The organism is Acrocarpospora phusangensis (genome assembly GCF_016862995.1).
GTDB lineage: Bacteria > Actinomycetota > Actinomycetes > Streptosporangiales > Streptosporangiaceae > Acrocarpospora > Acrocarpospora phusangensis.
This window is the reverse complement of record NZ_BOOA01000009.1, coordinates 97,479-118,210: the sequence shown is the minus strand read 5'-3', so window position 1 is coordinate 118,210 and position 20,732 is coordinate 97,479. Positions and strand designations below refer to the sequence as shown.

At 70.6% G+C, this 20,732-nt stretch carries 14 protein-coding genes and 1 pseudogene; 8 read left to right on the top strand and 7 right to left on the bottom strand.

Going from position 1 to position 20,732, the window contains the following annotated elements; genetic code table 11:
- Positions 1-261 precede the first annotated feature (261 nt).
- Genes Aph01nite_RS07960 through Aph01nite_RS07950 form a run of 3 tightly spaced genes read right to left on the bottom strand, consistent with a single transcriptional unit; the run spans position 262 to position 2,602 of the window.
- Positions 262-1,035, bottom strand: a complete 774-nt coding sequence (locus Aph01nite_RS07960) for an ABC transporter permease (RefSeq protein WP_204040113.1) — start codon at positions 1,033-1,035, stop codon at positions 262-264.
- Positions 1,032-1,970: an ATP-binding cassette domain-containing protein gene (locus Aph01nite_RS07955; RefSeq protein WP_204040112.1), complete on the bottom strand. Its 939-nt coding sequence runs from the start codon at positions 1,968-1,970 to the stop codon at positions 1,032-1,034. Before Aph01nite_RS07955 ends, Aph01nite_RS07960 begins: the two co-directional genes overlap by 4 nt.
- Positions 1,971-1,993: 23 nt before the next feature.
- Positions 1,994-2,602, bottom strand: coding sequence for a DUF4097 family beta strand repeat-containing protein (locus tag Aph01nite_RS07950; protein ID WP_204040111.1), 609 nt, complete (start codon positions 2,600-2,602; stop codon positions 1,994-1,996).
- Positions 2,603-2,832: 230 nt separating this feature from the next.
- Between Aph01nite_RS07950 and Aph01nite_RS07945 the strand changes: the two genes are divergently transcribed.
- From Aph01nite_RS07945 to Aph01nite_RS07915, 7 genes are all read left to right on the top strand, one after another.
- Complete coding sequence (locus tag Aph01nite_RS07945; protein ID WP_204040110.1) at positions 2,833-3,567, top strand: GbsR/MarR family transcriptional regulator; 735 nt, start codon at positions 2,833-2,835, stop codon at positions 3,565-3,567.
- Between the two features lie 97 nt (positions 3,568-3,664).
- Positions 3,665-6,952 carry a DUF4132 domain-containing protein gene (locus Aph01nite_RS07940; protein WP_204040109.1) on the top strand — a complete coding sequence of 1,096 codons (3,288 nt, stop codon included), beginning with the start codon at positions 3,665-3,667 and terminating at the stop codon, positions 6,950-6,952.
- Positions 6,949-8,025 carry an ATP-binding protein gene (locus Aph01nite_RS07935; RefSeq protein WP_204040108.1) on the top strand — a complete coding sequence of 359 codons (1,077 nt, stop codon included), beginning with the start codon at positions 6,949-6,951 and terminating at the stop codon, positions 8,023-8,025. Before Aph01nite_RS07940 ends, Aph01nite_RS07935 begins: the two co-directional genes overlap by 4 nt.
- A gap of 2 nt (positions 8,026-8,027) precedes the next feature.
- Complete coding sequence (locus Aph01nite_RS07930) at positions 8,028-10,271, top strand: DUF5682 family protein (RefSeq protein ID WP_204040107.1); 2,244 nt, start codon at positions 8,028-8,030, stop codon at positions 10,269-10,271.
- Positions 10,268-11,386, top strand: coding sequence for a VWA domain-containing protein (locus Aph01nite_RS07925; RefSeq protein ID WP_204040106.1), 1,119 nt, complete (start codon positions 10,268-10,270; stop codon positions 11,384-11,386). Before Aph01nite_RS07930 ends, Aph01nite_RS07925 begins: the two co-directional genes overlap by 4 nt.
- Positions 11,383-13,299, top strand: coding sequence for a YehQ family protein (locus tag Aph01nite_RS07920; RefSeq protein ID WP_204040105.1), 1,917 nt, complete (start codon positions 11,383-11,385; stop codon positions 13,297-13,299). Before Aph01nite_RS07925 ends, Aph01nite_RS07920 begins: the two co-directional genes overlap by 4 nt.
- A 231-nt stretch (positions 13,300-13,530) precedes the next feature.
- Positions 13,531-14,139: an SMI1/KNR4 family protein gene (locus Aph01nite_RS07915; RefSeq protein WP_204040104.1), complete on the top strand. Its 609-nt coding sequence runs from the start codon at positions 13,531-13,533 to the stop codon at positions 14,137-14,139.
- 27 nt (positions 14,140-14,166) lie between these two features.
- On the opposite strand, the gene Aph01nite_RS07910 is transcribed toward Aph01nite_RS07915, so the two are convergent.
- The 4 genes and pseudogenes from Aph01nite_RS07910 to Aph01nite_RS41180 form a co-directional block, all read right to left on the bottom strand.
- Positions 14,167-15,189, bottom strand: coding sequence for a DUF2515 family protein (locus Aph01nite_RS07910; protein ID WP_204040103.1), 1,023 nt, complete (start codon positions 15,187-15,189; stop codon positions 14,167-14,169).
- Positions 15,190-15,301: 112 nt separating this feature from the next.
- A pseudogene (locus Aph01nite_RS42570) lies at positions 15,302-15,475 on the bottom strand (alpha/beta fold hydrolase); the annotation flags it as partial.
- 84 nt (positions 15,476-15,559) lie between these two features.
- Positions 15,560-18,313: an ATP-binding protein gene (locus Aph01nite_RS07900; protein WP_204040101.1), complete on the bottom strand. Its 2,754-nt coding sequence runs from the start codon at positions 18,311-18,313 to the stop codon at positions 15,560-15,562.
- A gap of 176 nt (positions 18,314-18,489) precedes the next feature.
- A complete protein-coding gene (locus Aph01nite_RS41180) occupies positions 18,490-19,590 on the bottom strand; it encodes a helix-turn-helix transcriptional regulator (protein WP_239161479.1) in 1,101 nt (366 codons plus the stop codon).
- Between the two features lie 119 nt (positions 19,591-19,709).
- On the opposite strand from Aph01nite_RS41180, the gene Aph01nite_RS07890 reads away from it, so the two are divergent.
- Positions 19,710-20,375 carry a hemerythrin domain-containing protein gene (locus tag Aph01nite_RS07890; RefSeq protein WP_204040100.1) on the top strand — a complete coding sequence of 222 codons (666 nt, stop codon included), beginning with the start codon at positions 19,710-19,712 and terminating at the stop codon, positions 20,373-20,375.
- The last annotated feature ends 357 nt before the right edge of the window (positions 20,376-20,732 follow it).

Below are 20,732 nucleotides of genomic sequence, written 5' to 3'. Positions count from 1 at the left end.
TCCCACCCTGTACCGCTGCGCGGCAACCCACACCCTGGTCCGACCGGCAAAGGCACAGGTGTGGCCTCCCACCCTGTACCGCTGCGCGGCGGCCGCACCCTGGTCCGACCGGAAAGAACAGGGCGGCTTCCCGCCCGCCCGGCGGCCCGCACCTGGGTTGGACCGACAAAGAACAAGTGCGGCCCCTCCGCATCGGAGGGGCCGCACCATCGTCGACCTGGCCCGCTGTTATCCGCGAGAGCCATGGATTGCGCTCCCCACTCAGGAGCGGTTGAAGAGCTTCTTCGCCCAGAGGTAGGACAGAACGCCGATCCCCACACACCAGGCCACGGCGATGGCGGCGCTGTTGCCGATCGGCTGGCCCATGAGCAGTCCGCGTACCGTCTCCATGACCGGGGTGAAGGGCTGGTATTCGGCGAACCAGCGCAGAACGGTGGGCATGGAGTCGGTCGGAACGAAGCCACTGCCGAGAAAGGGCAGCAGGATCAAGGGCATCGGTGCGTTGCTGGCGGCCTCGACGTTCGGCGACCTGACGCCGAGTGCCACCGAGAGCCAGGTCATGGCCAGGGCGAACAGGGCCATGACTCCGGCCGCCGCGAGCCACTCCACAGGCGTCGCGTTCGGCCGGAACCCGATGGCGAGCGCGACGCCGAGGACCACGAGCATGCAGAGGAACTGCTGGATCACGCTGCCGACGACATGCCCGGCCAGGATCGCCCCCCGGGCGATGCGCATCGTACGGAACCGGGCGACGATGCCTTCGGTCATGTCCATCGCGACGGACACGGCGGTGCCGGTGGCCGCGGAGACGACGGCCATGAGCAGGATGCCGGGGGTCACGTAGTCGACGTAGGCGTCGCGTCCGCCGCCCAGACCCGCGCCGAGGGTGCCGCCGAGGACGTACACGAAAAGGAGCAGGAAGATGACCGGCATGCCGATCAGGACGACGGTCATGGACGGGTAGCGGATCATTCTCTTGAGCTGCCGGCGCACCATGGTGGAGGAGTCGCGGGCGGCGAGGGTCAGGGTGCTCATCGGGTGGTCTCCTTCTGCTGGCCGGTGAGGGTGAGGAACACGTCGTCGAGGTCGGGGGTGTGGACGGACATCTCGTCGATCCGGATGGCGCGCTCGTCCAGGGTGTTGAGCAGTTCGCGGATGGCCTGGACGCTGCCGTCGCTCGGCACCTGGAGGGTGAGGGTCTCGGCGTCGGGGATCCCGGTGCCGAGCGTGGACCCGGCCGCGTCGAGAAGGTCGGTGTCGGCGAAGCGGAGCAGGATGTGGCCGCCCGGGATGAGCCGTTTGAGCTCCTCCGCGGTGCCTTCGGCGATCAGTCTGCCGTGGTCGAGCAGCGCGATCCGGTCGGCGAGTTCGTCGGCCTCCTCCAGGTACTGGGTGGTGAGGAAGATGGTGACGCCGTCCCGTACGAGTTCGCGGACCATCTGCCACATGCCGCGGCGGCTGCGCGGGTCGAGGCCGGTGGTGGGCTCGTCCAGGAAGATCAGTCGCGGGTCGCCGACGAGCGTCATGGCGAGGTCGAGCCGGCGCTGCATGCCGCCGGAGTAGGTTCCGGCGGGCTTCTTCGCGGCCTCGGCCAGGTCGAAGCGTTCGAGCAGTTCGGCGGCGCGCCGCCGGCCGTCCCGGCGGGACAGGTGGCGGAGGTCGCCCATGAGCAGCAGGTTCTCCTCGCCGGTGAGCAGTTTGTCGACGGCCGAGTACTGCCCGGTGACGCCGATCGCGTCCCGGACGTCGTCGGCCTGCCGGCGCAGGTCGAAGCCGGAGACCCTGGCCTCGCCGCCGTCGGCGCGGATCAGCGTGGACAGGATCTGGACGGTGGTGGTCTTGCCTGCCCCGTTGGGTCCGAGCAGGGAGAAGATCGTTCCTTCGGGGATGGCGAGGTCGACGCCGTCCAGCACGACCTTGTCGCCGTACGACTTGCGTAGTCCGTTCGCCGCGATGGCCAGGTTGCTCATGATTCCTCTTTCCGGTCAGGGAGTCAGCGGACGACGATGTCGCCGTAGGAGGTGGTGGCGCGGATGTCGACGGCGTTGACAGGCCCGTCGAACTTCTTCCGGTGGTCGTGCAGGGTGCCGTAGGTGGTGGTCGCCCGCAGACCGGCGGAGACGCCCTCGGCGACCCCGACTTCGATCTGCCCGGCGCTGGTCGACAGCTCGAAGACACCGCTGATCGCCTCCGCGACGTGGATGTCGCCCTGCGCGGTGTCGGCGCTGACCGGGCCGTCCGCCTGGCCGAGCGAGATGTCGCCCTTGGCGGTGTGGACCTTGGCGCCGCCGAGCCGTCCCTCGGCGTGGAAGTCGGCGGCCATACCACGGCCGTCGATCGCCGACCCGGCCGGCAGTTCGACGGCGATCTCGACCGAGCCGCACCGGCCCAGGCGGGGCGCCTTGGGGGCCTTCACCTTCAGGACGCCGCCGACGAGTTCGACCGCGGTCTGCGCGGCGGCCTTGACGTCGTGGCCGTTGGCGGCGTCGCTCGGGCGGACGTTCACGACGGTCTCGGCGCGGTCGCCCGCGATGATCCGGACACGGCCCGCCGGGACGTACAGCTCGGCGGTGATCGGCTGGGGGGTGGCGAACTTCTGCATGACTGCCTCCGTGGCACTCGTTGTTTCCGACATTCGAAAGGCTATGTTGCGTTCACGATTCCATCAACAGTCTTGTTGCGTTAGACAACCATCTCTGCACGTCAAAGCAGCATAATTGTTGCAATGGAGTTGTAGATTAATGCAATGCAATGATGGCAGAAGTTGCAATGAGATGAAGGTGAAGGGCATACTCGGCAACGTCGGAGCCATCGAGTGAAGGGTGCGGCCGGATGCCGGGAGGAAGGCTCAGTCAGCAGGATCGTCAGCAGATCGCCGTGGGGCTCGCCGACGGGCTCGCCTACGCGGAGATCGCCCGGCGGCTGGACCGTCCCACGTCCACCGTCACCCGCGAGGTCATGCGCAACGGAGGTCCCACCGCCTACCGCGCCGAGATGGCGCACCGGGCCACCGAACGACGTTCCCACCGCCGTAAGAGGTCGCCCGCCACGACTCCGGCGGCGGCTCCCGACGCGTACGGCCGGGACGCCGAGGCCGTCCGGGACTTCGAGGAGACGCTCACGACCTCCTTCATCGCGTCGGGCCTGCCCAGGATGATGTCCCGGATCCTGACCTGCCTGTACGTCACCGACAGCGGTGGCCTGACCGCCGCCGAACTCGTTCAGCGTCTCCAGGTCAGCCCGGCGTCCATCTCCAAGTCCATCGCCTTCCTCGAAAGCCAGGAACTCGTCCGCCGCGAACGCCAGGACAACCGCCGCGAGCGCTACGTCGTCGACCACGACCTCTGGTACCAGTCCATGATCGCCAGCATCCGGGCCAACGAGCGCCTGGTCGAGGTCGCCCGCGAGGGCGTGGAGGTACTCGGCCGCTCAACCCCCGCCGGGGAGCGACTGGAGTCCGTCGCCCGCTTCCTGGCCCACGTGAGCGAGGATTTCGTCCGCTCCGCCCAGCAGTGGCGCGCGGTCCTGTACGCCGACCACGAGAAGTCGCACGGAGCCGACTCCTAGCCCGCGACAAATGCTGTTTTGTCGGTCATTCGCGCAATACTCGCCGCTGACGATCACGAGGATGAGCGTCGGCGAGATACAGCGTGGAGGTATCGGCATGACCGCAGATCGGATGCTGACCCATGTCGGCGGCGTCGACGTCGAGGATGAGGACCGGCTGACGATGCCGGCCGCGTGGCTGCGCGCTCTCCATCCGCGGCGCGGCGGCGCGAAGGTCGCCGTGAAACGGCCGGACGCGGACGCGCCCAAGCAACTCGCCGCGAAGGTGGACGAGCATCGGCAGCTGATCGTCGACTCGCTGGCGAAGTGCGCCGACCCGGAGTTCGCCTCGGCTGGCACGGCGTACCTGGCCGGGGACTCGGGCGCCACGCCGCTGGGCGCCGCCGTGGTCGCCAAGATCCTGGCCGCGTCCATTCCCTGGGACCATCGGGTGCTCTTCGCCGAAGCCTGGCTGGCCGAACGTGGCCTGGTCTTCGCGGCGGTGGCCGTGACCGAGGTGGCCTCACTGACGTTCGAGAGCAACGGGCACGATCGGCCGGTCCGGCGGCTGGCCGACAGCGAGTCCGCGCACCACTGGTACAACTGGTACGGGCTGGACATCGCCGCCCGGGTCCGCGCCGGCCTCGCGGGCGCGTCGGACGCCGAGTACGCCGAGGTCGTCGCGGCACTGGCGGTCAGCAGGGAAGGCGGACTCCGCCACCGGGTGGCGGCCTCCTCCATGGTGCCGGCCGAGCTCGACTGGGTTTCGGCCGACTGCGCCGACGTGGACCACGTCAATCCGGGTCTCGCCTTCGCCCTGGTTCCCGCGATCAGCACGCCGGAGCACGCGGCGATCATCGCGAGACACGTGCGGGGTCACTCCGTGATGAACTCCCTCGCGCTGCCCGGCACGATCGTCGACGGCATGGGGGTCGAGGCCGTGCCGGTGCTGGCCGGATGGTTCGACGACCTCTACGACACCGACAGCCAGCGGCGGCTGCTGGGCGTGCTCGCCGAACTGCCGTCCGACGCGGCGATGCGGGCGCTTCTCGACCGGATCGACCACAAGTTCGCCCAGCCGGCCGTCCTGCGCGCGGCGGCCCGCTTCCCGCGCCGGGCGATGCGGATGATGGCCGCCACCGGGGGCAAGGTCGCGGACCTGCTGCTGCGCGCCCACGTGCTGGCCCATCCCGGCCTGGTGGCCGAGGTGCTCGCGAACATCGACGACACGGCCGCCGCCGAGCGGATCAACAAGATCGCAGCCGCCGCGACCGTCGCCACCGCTCCGCTGGAGGCTCTGCCCGGGGTGCTGGTCAGCCCGCCGTGGACCCGCCCGCGTAAAGCCCGCAAGCCGGTCGTCGTGAACGACCTGGTCTGTGCCGACGAGCATGCCGTGGTGTGGGCGCCGGGCGAGCGCGACAACTGGCGTCTGGCCAAGCCGGGACAGAGTTCATGGGACGAGCGCGGCTGGTCCCACAGCTGGAAGCAGATCGCCGACAAGATCGACGCCGGCCAGAAGGGCCACTGGTACGACGAGATCTCCCTGTTCGTCGCCGGGCCCGAGGACCTGGCCGCACCGCTGATCGGGAAGTGGCGCCCGTCCGACCATTGGGGCGCCTCCGAATGGATGCCGAGGGTGGTCGCCCGGTTCGAACTGGCGGCGCTGCCCCTGGTGCTGGAGAGCGCCCGGCGCAACCCCGGCACGATCGCCTCGGCGCTCCTCCCGTTCGCCGGCCCGGAGGTCGCCGTGCTGATGGCCGAGTGGCTGGCCCGGCTGAAGTCGGTACGGGCCACCGCGCTGGCGTGGCTGGCACGCCACCCCGAGGCCGCTGCCAGGGCGCTGATCCCGGCGGCCCTGGGCAAACCGGGCATGGCCCGGAGGCAGGCCGAGCAGGCGCTGGCGGCGCTGGCCGCGGGCGGCGGCCGTGACGTCGTGGTGCGGGCCGCCGCGGGTTACGGCCCCGTCGCCGAGACCGCGGTCGCCGACCTGCTCTCGGCCGACCCGCTCGACGCGCTGCCCGCCAAGATCCCCGCGCTGCCCGAGTGGACCGAGGTCGCGATCCTGACGCCGATCCACCTGCGCGGCGACACGGCCCCGCTGCCGGCCGAGTCGGTCCGCCATCTCATGACCATGCTGGCGATCTCCCGGCCCGGTGATCCGTACCTCGGGCTCGCGCTGGTCAAGGAGGCCTGCGACAGCCGCAGCCTCGCGGACTTCAGCTGGGCGCTGTTCCAGCGCTGGCAGGCGGCCGGCTACCCGTCCAAGGAGAGCTGGATCATGGACGCGCTGGGGTTGCTCGGCGACGACGAGACCGTACGGCGGCTGACGCCGCTGATCAGGGTTTGGCCTGGTGAGGGCGGGCACACGCGGGCGGTCGCGGGTCTGGACCTGCTGGCCGCCATCGGCTCCGAGGTCGCGCTGATGAACCTGCACGGCATCGCCGAGAAGGTCAAGTTCAGCGGGCTCAAGAACCGGGCCAGGCAGAAGATGGACGAGGTGGCCGCGGAGCTGGGCCTGACGCCGCAGGAGCTGGCCGACCGGCTGGTGCCCGACTTCGGGCTGTCCGCCGACGGCAGCCTGACCCTCGACTACGGCCGCAGGCGGTTCGTCGTCGGCTTCGACGAGCAGCTCAAGCCGTACGTGACGGACGCCGCCGGGAAGCGGCTCAAGAACCTGCCCAAGCCGGGGGCGAACGACGATCCGGAGCTCGCGCCCGCCGCCTCCCAGCGGTTCGCCGGGCTGAAGAAGGACGTGCGCGCCGTGGCCTCGGACAACATCCGCCGGCTGGAGCAGGCCATGGTGACCCGGCGCCGCTGGACCGGTGCGGAGTTCAGGCGGCTGCTCGTCGGCCACCCGCTGCTCTGGCACATCGTACGGCGGCTGGTGTGGGGCCTCTACGACGCGTCAGGCCGGCTCACGGGAGCGCTGCGCGTGGCCGAGGACCGCAGTTTCGCCGACGTCGAGGACGACACGCTGACCCTGCCCGACGAGGCCGTCGTCGGGGTGGCGCACCCGCTGGAGCTCGGCGAGGAGCTGGCCGCCTGGGCCGAGGTGTTCGCCGACTACGAGATCCTCCAGCCGTTCCCGCAACTCGGCCGGGAGACGTACGCCCCGGACGAGACGCTGCTCGCGGAAATCAGTGAAGCCAAAGTCCCCACCGTCAAGGTGGTCGGCCTGGAACGGCGGGGCTGGCGGCGAGGTAGCCCCCAGGACGCCGGCATCCAGTGCTGGATCGAGCGGGACGTGCCCGACGGCCGGACCATCACGATCGGCATCATTCCGGGCATCGCGGTCGGCTACCTCGACTTCGCCGAGGAGCAGACCCTGGAGGGAATCTCCCTCGACGGCCTCGACCCGATCACCGTCTCCGAGATCCTGCGTGACCTCCGGGAGATCACCCGATGAACGAGCACATCCAGCGGCCCCCGGCCGAGATCCGCTACGCCGACGAGCTGGCCCGGCTGCGGGAGAACGACACCGACGACCGGCCGCCCGGCTGGGCGCTGAGCCTGCGAGCCGCCCGGCGCTTCGTCCTCGGGGACGAGAAGCTGGGCGTCAGCCGCAAGTTCGTGGGCGATCCCTCGCTGATCGACCGATCCCTGGTGACGCTCGCGACCAACCGCGGGCTGATGCTGGTGGGCGAGCCCGGCACGGCGAAGTCGCTGCTGTCCGAGCTGCTCGCCGCGGCGGTGAGCGGAACCTCGACGCTCACCATCCAGGGCGGCGCGGCCACCACCGAGGACCAGATCAAATACTCGTGGAACTACGCGCTGCTGGTCGCCGAAGGGCCGTCCACCCGGGCGCTGGTGGCCGCTCCGCTGCTGCGCGGCATGGCCGAGGGCAAGGTGGTGCGCTTCGAGGAGATCACCCGGTGCCCGCTGGAGGTGCAGGACTGCCTGCTGTCGCCGCTGTCTGACCGGGTGCTCTCCGTGCCGGAACTGAACGGTCCGGAGGCGATGGTGTTCGCGCAGGAGGGGTTCACCGTCATCGCCACCGCCAACACCCGCGACCGCGGCGTCAACGAGATGAGCGCCGCGCTCAAACGGCGGTTCAACTTCGAGACGGTCTTCCCGATCGCCGACTTCGACACCGAGCTGCGGCTGGTCGAGGCGGAGGCCACCGCGCTCCTGAAGCGCTCGGGCGTGGGCGCGCCGCCCCGGCGGGACGTGCTGGAGGTCCTGGTCACCGCGTTCCGGGAGCTGCGCGAAGGGCAGACCGCGCGCGGTGACGCCACCGACCGGCTGTCGGCGGTGATGAGCACCGCCGAGGCCGTCTCGGTCGCGCACGCCGTCGGCCTGCGCGGCTGGTTCCTGCGCGGCGAGCCCGGCACCGCCGCCGACCTGGTCTCCTGCCTCGCCGGTACGGCGGCCAAGGACAACCAGGAGGACCTGGCGAAACTCCGCAGATACCTGGAACAGCGCCGCCACGGCGACCAGTGGAAGGCCCTGTACGAAGCCCGCCACCTCCTGCCGGGCTGACGATGACGGTCACGTTCCTCGGCGTACGGCACCACAGTCCCGCCTGCGCCCGGCTGGTCGCCGACACCATCCGTTCCGTACGGCCCGCGTACGTGCTGGTCGAGGGACCGGCGGACATGAACCACCGGATGGACGAGCTGCTGCTGGGTCACGAGCTGCCGATCGCCGTCTACACGAGCTACCGGGATCCGGAACGGCGCCACGGGTCGTGGACGCCGCTGTGCGACTACTCCCCGGAGTGGACGGCGCTGACCGCGGGGCACGAGGCCGGCGCCGAGCTGCGTTTCATCGACCTGCCCGCCTGGCATCCGGCGCTGGCCGACGTCCGCAACCGGTACGCCGACGCCGAGGCGCGGTACAGCGAGGTGACCGGGCGGCTGTGCCGTACCTTCGCGGTGGACAACGTGGACGCGTTGTGGGACCACCTGTTCGAGATCGAGCCGGACGACGGGCTGGCGGAACGGCTGGCCACCTACTTCGAGCTGGTGCGCGGGGACACGCGGGCCGGGCCGGACGACCTGGCCCGTGAGGCGTACATGGCGCAGTGGGTCCGGGCCGCCGTCGCCGACGCGGGCGACCGGCCGGTGGTCGTGGTCACGGGCGGGTTCCACCGGCCCGCGTTGATCCGGCTGGCCGAGCAGGGGGACCGGAGCTGGCCGGAGATGCCGGAACCGCCCGCGGAGGCGACCGTCGGCAGTTACCTGGTGCCGTACTCGTTCCAGCGGCTGGACGCCTTCGACGGATACCAGTCGGGGATGCCGTCGCCGGGGTACTACCAGCACCTGTGGGAGTCCGGTCCCGCCGACGCCGCCCGGGGGCTCACCGAGCGGGTGACGGCCCGGCTGCGCGCCCGCCGCCAGCCGGTGTCCACCGCGGACCTGATCGCCGCCCGGGCCACCGCGGACGGGCTCGCGCTGATGCGCGGACATCCGCATCCGGCCCGGGTCGATGTGCTGGACGGCCTGGCCGGTGCCCTCGTCAGCGAGGCGATCGAGACCCCGCTGCCCTGGGCGGCCCGCGGCCCGCTGCGGGCCGGCAGCCATCCGGTGATCGTGGAGATGATCGCGGCTCTCAGCGGCGACCGGGTGGGCCGCCTGCATCGCTCGACCCCGTTGCCGCCGCTGGTCCACGCGGTTCTCGCGGTGCTGGGCGGTCCGGGTGAGGAACGGCTCGACCTCGGCGAGGAGGCCGACCGGGAGCGCAGCCGGTTGCTGCACCGGCTGCGGGTGCTGCGGATCCCCGGCGTCGCGCGCACGTCGGGACCCCGCCCGGCAGGCGGGACGGAGCTGGTCGAACGGTGGTCGCTGACCGACTCCGACGACCGGCTGCCCGCCCTGATCGAGGCGGGTGGGTATGGCGTGGATCCGCAGGAGGCGGCGGCCGCCGCCCTGGCCGAACGGATCAGGGGCGCGGATCTGGACCAGCTGGCCGACGTCCTGTTCGACACGGCGCTGTGCGGCATCGGCGAACTGACCGGCCAGGTGCTGGACGACCTGGCGCGGGCGGTCGGCGCGGCGGTCGATCTGGGACCGCTCGGGCGTACCCTCACCGTCGCGCTGGCGATGTGGCGTCACGACCACCTGTTCCGTACCAGCGGGAGCACCACCGTGGGGACGATCGTGCGGGCCGCCACCCGGCGGGCGCTGTGGCTGGCCGAAGGCGTACGCGGCGGGCCCGCGCCGGCCGACCTCCCGCGCATCAACGCCGTGATGGCCGTACGCGACGCCCTCAGGCACGCCGGCGCCTCACTCGGGCTGGACCGGGACGCGGCGCTCGGCGTCGCCGACCGGCTCGCCGCCAGCCAGGAGGCCCCACCCGACCTGCGCGGAGCCTCGCTGGGCCTCGGCTGGTCCCTGCGCGGTACGGCTGCCGCGGACCCCGCCCGTGCGGTGCGCGGCGCGTTCGTCCCCGCATCCGCCGGGGACTGGCTGGCCGGGCTGTTCGCACTCGCCCGCGAAGAGGTCCTGCACACCGACGGCATGCTGGAGCTCCTCGACGAGCTGGTCGGCGGGATGACCGACCACGAGTTCCTGGTGGCCCTGCCCGCGCTGCGCCAGGCGTTCGGCTTCTTCCCCCCGCGCGAACGGCACCTCATCGCCACGCGCCTGGTCGAGCGGCGCGCCGGCGGCGCGTCCGGGTGGGACCTGATGCGGCTGGACGCGGCACCGGACCTGGTGGCCGCCGGTATGGCACTGGACGAGCGGGTCGAGGCGGCACTGCGCCGGGAAGGACTGATCACCTCATGACCGACCCCACCCTGGAACGGTGGCGTCTGCTGCTCGGCGAGCCGGGCAGCGTCTGCCTCGGCGGGCAGCGGCTCGACCCGGAGGCCGCCGCCCGCGACGCCGCCATGGACTGGCTCTACGGCCGCGACGATGACCTGCGCCGCCGTGGCGTACGGCAAGGCGGGACCGGCGAGTCCACGCTGACCACCTTCGACTGGCTCGACGACATCACCCGGCTGTTCCCCAAGGAGACCGTCGAACGACTCCAGCGCGACGCCATCGAACGGTACGAGATCCACGACGTGGTAACCGACCCGGCCGTGCTGGCGCGCATCGAACCCAATCCCGCGCTGCTCAAGGCGGTGCTGCGGACCAAGCACCTGATGAATCCGCAGGTGCTGCGGCTGGCCAGGCGGATCGTGGAACAGGTCGTCCGGCAGCTGATGGAGAAGCTCGCCACCGAGGTCCGGAGCGCGTTCTCCGGCACGAAGGTGCGGCGGCCCGGCCGGATGAAGCTGGCCCGGAACTTCGACATGGTCAGGACCCTGCGCGCCAACCTCGGCCGGTACCAGCCCGACACCGGCAAGGTGGTCATCGAGACCCCGTACTTCTTCTCCCGTACGCGCCGCCACCTGGAGCAGTGGCAGGTGATCCTGCTCGTCGACCAGTCCGGGTCGATGGTCGAGTCGGTGATTCACTCGGCGGTGACGGCGGCCTGCCTGTGGGGGTTGCCCGGCGTACGCACCCATTTGGTCGCCTTCGACACCGATGTGGTGGATCTGACCGCTGATGTGGACGATCCGGTGGAGTTGCTGATGAAGGTCCAGCTCGGCGGGGGGACGGACATCGCCCGGGCGGCGGCGTACGGGGCGGGCCTGGTGGATCAGCCGCGGCGGGCGATCGTCGTGCTGATCTCCGACTTCTACGAGGGCGGCGATCCGCATCGGCTGGTCCGTGTCGTACGCGACCTGGTGGAGCAGGGGAGCAAGGTGCTGGGCCTGGCCGCCCTCGACGAGCAGGCCAATCCCGCGTACGACCGGGAGCTGGCGCAGCGTCTGGCCGATGTCGGCGCGTACGTGGGTGCGATGACACCCGGCGAGCTGGCGTCCTTCGTGGCGGAGAACGTGGGCCGATGAGGACGGATCTGCTCGGGCTCACGGCGGACTCTCTCGCCGCGCTCACCAATCGCGGCCTGGTCAAACGGGCCGGCAAGGAAGCCGCGCCGGAGCTTCGTACCGACGACGACGGGACCGTGCACGGCAGTTTCCCCGACGGCGTGACCGCGAGCCTTCCTCCCGGCGGCCTCGACGTGGCCCGCTGCACCTGCGGGGCCGCCGGCGTCTGCCGCCACGTCATCGGGGTGATCCTCGCGTACCAGCGCCTGCCCGCCGAGGCTTCCCCGGAGCCTCTGCCCTGGTCACCGGGGCAGGTGACCGACGACGAACTCACCGCCAGGATCGGTGCCCGCCTGATGGCCGCGGCCCGGCGTACGGAGAGGACCGGGTTCACCGCGCGGGTCCGCCGCGCGACCCCCGCCGACCCGGTGCCGCAGGTCGAACTGGCCACCGCGACCGTACGCTTCCTGGTCCCCGGCGACCTCGGGTTCGTGCACACCGACACCGTCGCCGGCAGCCGCGACGACGTCATCGCCCTGGCCGTGTGGGCGTTCCGGGTCGCCGACGAACTCCACCCGGGCGTTCTGGAAGTACGCGTCGACGTCGGCGGCGAGGCCGAAGCCGGCACCGGATCCGGGATCGAACGAGCCCTCGGGCTGGCCGGCACCGTCCTGCGCGAGGGCGCGGTCAATCTCGGCCAGGGCCTCGACGCCACCATCGCCGACGTGCGGCGCCACCTGGACGCCGCCGGTCTCCGCTGGCCGCTGCTCGCCGTCGGCGACCTCGCCGACCAACTCGCCTCCTACCGCGACCGCAGCGCCCACTACCGGCCCGAACTTCTCGCCGGCCACATCGCCGAACTCCACGCCCGGCACCGGGCGGTGACGCGGCCCGACGCCACCCTGCGCAGCAGCGTGCTCGGCACCGCCGAAGCCGCCGAGACCCCGCTGCGCCGGGCCCGCCTGGAAAGCCTCGGCTGCCGGATCCGCGGCCTCGGCGACCAGCGCATCGCCGAGGTCTACCTGGCCCACAGCGACAGCGCCATGGTCCTGGTCCTCCGCCGCCAGTGGGACGGCGACGACGACGGCCCGGCACTCGCGCAACGACGCATCGCCTCGTCCACCCTGGCCGCCCTGTCCACCGGCAACCTGGTCACGGAATCCGCCGTCCGCAGCGCCAGCCGTACCGTACGCCTGGCCACCGGCCGAATCTCCAAAACCACGGTCAGCCCTTCCCGAGGCGACTGGAACGACCTCCCCCAATCCCTGCGGGTAACCGACTTCGCCGCCCTCAACCGCGAACTCGACGCCCTCCCCCTCCGCCCCATCCGCCCCCGCGTCGAAGCCGAACTGGTCCGAGCCATCACCATCGCCGGGGTGCAATCCCTCACGTACGCCCCCGGCGACCAACGCCTCGACGCCGTCATCACCGACCCTCTGGGCAACACCGCCACCATCCGAGCCACTCACACCGGCGCCGCCCCCGGACGCCTCGACTCCCTGGCCACCGCACTCGCCGACGAGGACCTGCGTTTCGTCAGCGGCGTCGTCAGCCGATCCGCAGGCGGCATCGTCATCGAACCACTCGCCCTAGCGGCCAACGGCCAAGTCATCGTCCCCGACCTCCAACCCCCCGGCGGAAGCCACCGACTCACCCTCACCGAAGCCGCCCATCCCGACCCCCTCACCACAGCCCTGATCGACACCCGGTCCCTCCTCGCCGAAGCAACCCACCACGGCCTATCCCACCTCCCCCCGACCTACGACACCCGCCTAACCACCGCAGCCCACCACCTGACCACCCTCGGCCTCCACCGCATCGCCCACGCCGTCACAACCTTCGCCACAACGCGCACCCACAACTCCGACGAAACAACCGAACAAACCTGGATCGACGCTTACCTCCGCTTAGATGTCGCCCTGGACCTGAACTGACTGACGCCCCATCCGCCGACGACGCCGTGCTGTCTCCAGGGCAGAGTTCGCCACCGTTTCCCGTGGGATGCCCCGCCTGGACGACAGGAAGCATCGCGAAGACATGGATCACCACGTCAACGATCTCTACGATCCTTACGACCGCGCCTACGGCAACGGGCAGGATTGCTCGATACCAGCATCCTCATCCTGCGCGGGGATCGACACTGAAGAAAGCGCGAGGAGCATGACATGCGATCAGACGTCAGCTTGGCGCAACTGAGCGACGAACTCGCCCAGTTCGCCAGCCTGTCGGATATCGCGCCTCTGTCCGAGAAAGAAGTACAGGCACTCGAAGGCATCGTAGGGGCGCCTCTGCCCGAGGAGTTCCGGTCATTCCTGCTCCGCTTCGGCCCCGGCGTCCGTCCCGGCCCGGTGCTGAATCTGGACTGGATCATCGACGAGACTCTGAGCGAACAGCAAATGTTCGCGGAGGAACCCGACGCCGCCGTATCCGCGTCAGCGCCCTTCCCGATCAGCCCCGACGATGTGGCCCGTCTGCCACAGCTCGCGGCGGAGGACACTGAGCCCATCCTCTGGTTCGACAAACCGATGCCCGGGACCATGTTCCTCTGCGGCCATGGCTGCACCTGGATCAGCATGCTTGCGATGAACGGCGACCTGGCCGGCACAGTGTGGATGACGGAGATGGGCTGGGCCGAGGCCATGTACTGGTGGCCGTCCGCCCCCTGGCTCAATCATGATCGCTGGGGTTTCCCACACAGCGGATGGACAGAGCCGGTCCCCTTCCTCGACTGGTACATCCGATGGACTCGAAGCCGAAAGACCCATCCCACCTGAATGATCCCGCGCTGATCACCAGGCAGGCTAGCGGCGGCGGGATTGTCTGGGGAGGGGTAGGCCGAATGGGCGGCGTGGGGCCTGGGTGCGGGGCGTTCGGTGTGGGGTTTCTGTTTGTGGTGGTACGCAGGGGGTTGATGCGAGGGCGTGGGCTGTGGTCAGGATGCGTTGCATGCTGGTGTCGCTCAAACGCGGGTCGGCGTCGAAGCGGCGGAAGCGGGGGACGACGCTTGTGACGAGCCAGTGCCAGCGGTCGTCGTAGCGGGTGATTCGCGGCCAGGGTTGGGCGCGTAGGGCGTGGGGGATGGCTCGTGTGACGGAGTAGAGGTAGAAGGATGTGAAGTAGACGACTTCTCGGCGTAGGCCGTGGACCTCGAAGCTTGTGGCGGCGCCGAGCGAGACGAGTCTGGCGAAGGCGCAGGAGAGGTTGTCGAAGTGGGGTTGCACCAGGGTGCGCTGTTCGTGCTCGAGGAGTTGGATGTTGCCGTCCCAGATCAGGTCGGCGGCCGAGCGTCGGGCGTCGGCGGACGCGGTTTCGTCCTCGAGGATGCGGCGTCCGCGGTCGATCGTCTCGAAGCCCGCGAGGACGGGGGCGTAGTGGTGCTCCGGTCGCAGCAGGGTGCGCAGGCGTGCCATCCCGTCGTCGGCGGTGGCGTACGCGAGATGAACCCAGAAGATGTCGTCGAAGATGCCGTTGTTCGTCTCCCGGATGGTGTTCACGTCCTGCGTCAGGAGAAGTCTCCGGCGGGCCAGGCTGCGCGGGATGTCCACATAGCCCGTTCGGTCGGCGTCCAGGCGTAGCGGGAAGAGGGCGAGGCGGACGTGGTGCGAGGCGATCGCGGCCATGCCGGCCCATTTGAAGCATGCGGGCTGGAGCGTGTAGAGCCAGGCGTAGCGTGAGGAGATCTCCAGGTTGCGATGGAATGCGCAGCATTGACTGGTCAGAAGCCCGTCGGTCACCGCCTTCCATCCCGCGACCGTGTCCGGCGCTCCGTCCCGGCGAACAAGCTCGTACGGCATGCCCCAGGAGTCGCGTGGCTCAGCGGGCACGGCCGGTGACCGCGGGCGCGTCGACGAACTCGAGCAGGGCCAGGTTCACCTCGTCCGGATGCGTCCAGGCGATGTCGTGCGGGCCTCCCTCGATCGCGACCAGCTTGACCTCGTCGAGCAGGGCCGGCAGGCGCGCCCCCGCCAGCAGCACCCGCTCCTGGCGCTCCCACGAGTTCCCGTCCAGCGGATACCCGTGCACCATCACGATGGGCTTGCCGCTGCCGTGGTCCTCGTAGTGGATCTCGATGGGGGCGTTGTTCTCCATTCCTAAGGTGATCCGCGGCATGACCACTCTCCTATCGCGAGGTCACAGGAATGGCCTCGAAGCTAGCCATCCGCCCGAACCGTCGTGTACGTCACATGACGGTCGTTACGAACCGTGCGGCGGTTGGAGGGCGTCGCGGAGCTGTGCGCGCGAGGTGATGCCGAGCTTCGGGAAGAGCCGATGCAGGTGCGTGCTCACCGTACGGTGGGAGAGGTAGAGCCGTTCGCCGATGTCACGGTTCGACAGGCCCTCGGCCGCCAGCTGCGCGATCTGCAACTCCTGGGGGCTCAGCTCCGCCCACGCCGCGGGGACACGCCGACGCGCACGCTCACCGGACGCGCGCAGCTCGCGACGCGCCCGATCGGCGAAGCACAGCAGTCCGAGCGCGTCGAAGATCCGGCCCGCCTCGCGCAGCGGTGTACGCGATTCCGCGCCTCGCCGATTCCGGCGCAGCCACCCGCCGTACGCGAGCTGCGTACGGGCGGCGTAGAACGGCCAGTCAGCGGTCCTCGACATCGCGGCCTGGAACAGCCGCTCGGCGACCTCGCCGTCGGCCAGGAGCGCGGCCGCGTACACGACCTGGACCTCAAGGTGCGGCGCGCCCGTGGCCACCGCGATCCCCTGCCACTCACGCAGAAGACCACGAACCAGGTCAAGGTCACCGTCGCCGCGTACGGCCGCGTCCACGAGGTCGGCGAACGCCCAACCGCAGACGTAGGGCTGGTAGGAAGCATCCGCGGGATCGTAGATGCGGGCGAGGTGATGGTACGCCTCGCCTGGCCGATCGGCCGCGAGCGCCGCCCGGCCGCGAGCGAACGCGATCAACGAGAGCTGCGGGTTGGCGCCCATGGGCAGCAGCGCCGCCTCGGCATCGGCGATCAGATGCTCCGCCGTCTCCTCCTCGCGGAGTTCGGCGACGGCGATGGCGTGGGCCAGGTTCGCGGCACGCCCGAAACGCACCTGGCGCGCCTCCCCGGCCAGCCTCGCCGCCTCGTCCGCGCTGGTGATCGCGTTGCGGACCGCGCCGCAGTTGACGTAAGCCCAGGCCGAGTACATGAGGCACTGGGCGAGCCGCGCCAGCCGGCCGTCGGCCCGATAGCCGGCCACAGCCGAGCGGAGGAACGGAAGAGCGAGGTTGTCGGCCCACACGGCCATGGCGGCGCGGCCGACGGCCATCGATTCATCCGGACCGGGCAAAACGGTCGGCGACATCCGCGCCACCCTGGCGATGACCTCCGGGCCTCGACGGATCGGATCGATGAGTCCGAGCGCCGCCAGACGCTGCGGATCGTCGGCCGGGACGGCGAGTTGCTCGACGAATACCGACACGTGCCGCCTCGTCTTGTCGTCCAGCTGGTCCCAGTAGGCCCGGACCGACACCGCTCCGAGGGCTTCGAGGGCTCGCCGACCGTCCCCGCGCTCGGCGAAGTCCTCGGCGATGCGCGCGAATCGCCGGATCGTGGACGCGCCGGACCAGGCCCGCGTGAGGGTCTCAAGATCGAATGCGGCCATCGCGGCCTCGTGTGCCGGAAGCCGTCCGATCTGCAGTGCCGCGCGAAGGAGCCGCACCGCGTCCGCCGAGCGGCCGAGTTCGTTCGCGAGATTGCCCGCCCGCGCGAGCCGCAGCGCGCGAAGCCGAGGATCGGCGGACAGGTCGGCCGCCCGCTCCAGCGCGGCGAGCGCGATGTCGAGGCCACCACGGTCCGTCGCCCGAGCCGCCGCGTCGGCGAGGGCCGAGGCGATCTCCTCGTCCGGTCCCTGCGCGGCCGCCGCCCGGTGCCAGACCGACCGGTCCGGGTTGCCGGCCAGCGTCCGGGCGAGCGCGGTGTGCGCCGACCTGCGCTGCTCGCCGCTCGCCGCCTGGTAGACGGCCGACCTGATCAACGGGTGCCGGAAGCGGAACTCGCCGTCCTCGAGTGTTCCGAGGCCGGCCGCGGCGGCCACCGCCCAGTGGTCGGCGCCCGACCGTACGCCGAGGAGTCCTTCCAGTTCGGCGAGATCTCCGTCGTGGAGGGCCGCCAGCAGGACCAGCGCGCGCACGTCGGCGTCGAGAGCGGCGAGCCTCGTCGCGTACGTCGCCTCGAGCCGGGCCGTCAACGGCAGCGGCTCCCAGGCCCGGGTCACGTCGAGATCGACCGCCGCGGCGGGCAACTCGATCAGGGCCAGCGGATTGCCGGCCGCCTCCGCGAGAATCCGCCTTTTCACGTCCTCGGACAGGCCAGCCCCGTTCTCGTCGATGAGCGTGCGCGACGCGTCGGCATCCAGCCCGGCGAGGGTGAGATCGGGGAGGCCGGACTCGTCGAGAGCGCTGGGCACACCGTCGCGTACCGCGAAAAGAAGGATCACCGGCTCCATTTCGAGACGCCGCGCCACGAACGCCAGCACCTCGGCCGACGAGCGATCGAGCCAGTGCGCGTCCTCGACCACGAGCAGCAGCGGTGCCTGCGCGTCCCGATCGGTGACCACGCCGAGAGCGGCCAGGCCGAGCAGGAAGAGATCGGGCGCGTCGCCCTCGGTGACCCCGAACGCCACGTCGAGGGCCTTGCGCTGGGGATCCGGACGGTGGCGTACGCGATCAAGGAAGGGGAGTAACAGCTGGTGAAGCCCGCCGAAGGCCAGGCGTGCCTCGGACTGTGTACCCGTCGCCGTCACCACGGCCGCGCCGCGCCCGCGCGCCCGCTCCCCGGCCGCCTCCAGCAACGCCGACTTGCCGATACCCGCCTCGCCTCGTACGACGAGGGCGCCCCCACGCGTCGCGATCTGATCGACCATGCCGAACAGGCGGTCCAGTTCCTGATCGCGCCCCACGAGCGGCCGTTGCCGGGCGGGCCCACCGTCCTCGGGACCGGCAACACCCATGCCCATCCTCCCGGATCTCCACGATCGGCCTTGAGGACGCATCGCTGACCTGATTGTGGCGCACGAGCGAGCCGCCATCGCAGACGTGACGCATCCGACAGATACGCCTCATCCACGATTTACGGGGATAAACTGGTGCGAATGTCCCGACGCTGGCCCACCACGGCCACCGTCGTTCATCCGGCGGCAGGGACACCGTCGTCGAGGTACCAGCCATACGGGCTCGGCGCCGCCCCCGCCGCCACGCGCGGAGCGTAGTGGTGGGTGTGCAGCGAGGCCACCAGCTCACCCCGGCTGTGTGTCCCGGTCTTGGCGAAGACCGCCTTCAGATGGTCCTGCACCGTGAACGGCGAGATGCCGAGAACCGACGCCATCTGACGGGTGCTGCGCCCCTGCGCGGCCAGCGCCGTCACCTCCCGCTCGCGCGAGGTCAGATCGTACGCTCTCGCGATGATCTGGCCGAGCACCGTGGGACGGGCACCTTCGATGATCAGAGCCACCTGGTCCGCGGAGCCCTCGATCGGCGAACCGTGCAGCACCACCCACCGCCCGCCGCGAGCCGGCAGGGCCGCTGTGGCCGGACCGTTCCCCGCCCGCGCGGCGGCCACGACGGACCGGACGACACTCGGGATCCGGCCGCGGTCGTCAATGGCCTCCAGCCAGGTACGCGCCTGGGTGCTGATCGTCTCGACCTCCCCGCCGGAGCGTACGAGCAGCATTCCGGGAGGATCTTCGATCCCCTCGGTGACATCCAGAGCCGCGCGGAGCAGGGTCAGCCGGAACAGGTCCGCGATGGGGGCGACCGCTCCGCTCAGCGCCGTGAGCTCGGCCGCTGCGAACGGCGGGGACGGCGTGCACCGGTAGAGCGTCAGCGATCCCCAGCAACCGTTGCGGGATCGGAGCATCACGCGGGCCTCGTCGCGTACCCCGAGCTCGCGCAGGAGCGGTTCGTACCGTGCCGCCTCCGTGATCCGGCCGCCGGTGGCCTGGTGCAGGCTCGCGACAGGTACGGCGGCGTTCGCCAGCCGGGCGTACCCGTTGAGGTCGGCGTCGCGGAACTCAAGATCGAAGATGATCCGCTCGCGCTCGGCGCCGCCTTCGTGCCCGATCCCGGTGACGAAGCAACTGGTCCACAGCAGGGTGGCCGGATCGACGGTGGAGATCGCCGCGATGTCGTACCCGATGGCGCGGCGCAGCAGCCGGTCGAGTCCCGTACGCATCTCGGTGAGGTCGCCGCCCCGGACCGCGAGCCGGCGCAGGCTTTCGTGCAGGTCCATATCCGAAGGATCGCCCGTACGTGGCCGTGTCACCACCCCCGTGTTTATGGGATGCCGCTCACCGGCGGTCTCTTCGTACGTTTTCGGCATCCGACCGAATCGATGAGAGAGAGCCGCACATGGAACGGGACGACCTGTTCACCCACATTCACAAGGCCCTGCGCCGGGGCCTGTTCGAGGTCACGATGCAGGCGGGGGCCACCGACTGGGCCGATGCCGGTGACGTCGAACGGCTGGCGGCGCGATGGCGGCCCCTGCTGGCGCTGCTGCGGTCGCACACCGAGCACGAGGAGCGGCACATCATGCGCGTCCTCGATCCGTACGAGCACCAGGCCACCGAGGCGATCGCCGAGCAGCACGTGGACCAGGAGGAGTTGCTGGAGCATCTGGCCGAGAGCTTCGACACGCTCGCCGCCCGGCCCGATCCGGCGGCCGGGCTCGGCTTCTACCGCGATCTGGCCAGATTCGTGGCGGGCTACCTCCCGCATCTGCACGAGGAGGAGACCGTGGTGATGCCGCGCATCTGGGCACGCTGCACCGACGAGGAGATCGCCGCGGCGCGCGCGGGATTCATGGCCGAGATGACCCCGGAGATCCAGGCGATCAGTCTGGAGCTGATGCTGCCGTCGCTCGACCGGCCGACCAGGGCCGGGCTCGTCAGGCGGATGGCGGCCACGGCGCCGCCCGACGTGGTGAAGGGCGTCCTCGCCATCGGGGACCGTGTGCTCGGCGCCGACGACGCGGCCGCGCTCCACGCCCTCGTCGCGACGGCACCGGCCGGCTGAAACGGAGTCAAACAGGCCACTATCCCTCAGGGGGAGTGGCCGTTTGACGTGGGGAGGAGCCCAGCGAATTCCTGTTTTAGGTCCGCATGCCGGATATTTCACCAATAATGTTGTCCCGCTCTGCCGTACACGGTCTGGTACGCAGAAGTTCTGGTACGACCCTTGACGACAATCAGCCTCCGGGGAAGCGGCCAATGGATGAAGCACCAGCGCGCAGCAGTCGCCGACCCCTGCTTCTGGGTGCCGCCGCAGCGGCAACCGTCGCCCTGGTCGCGTCGTCACTGATCCTTCCGGGACTTCTGGAACGCACACCCGCCCCATCCCCGACCGCCGCCGCTTTACCTCCGCCACCGGAGA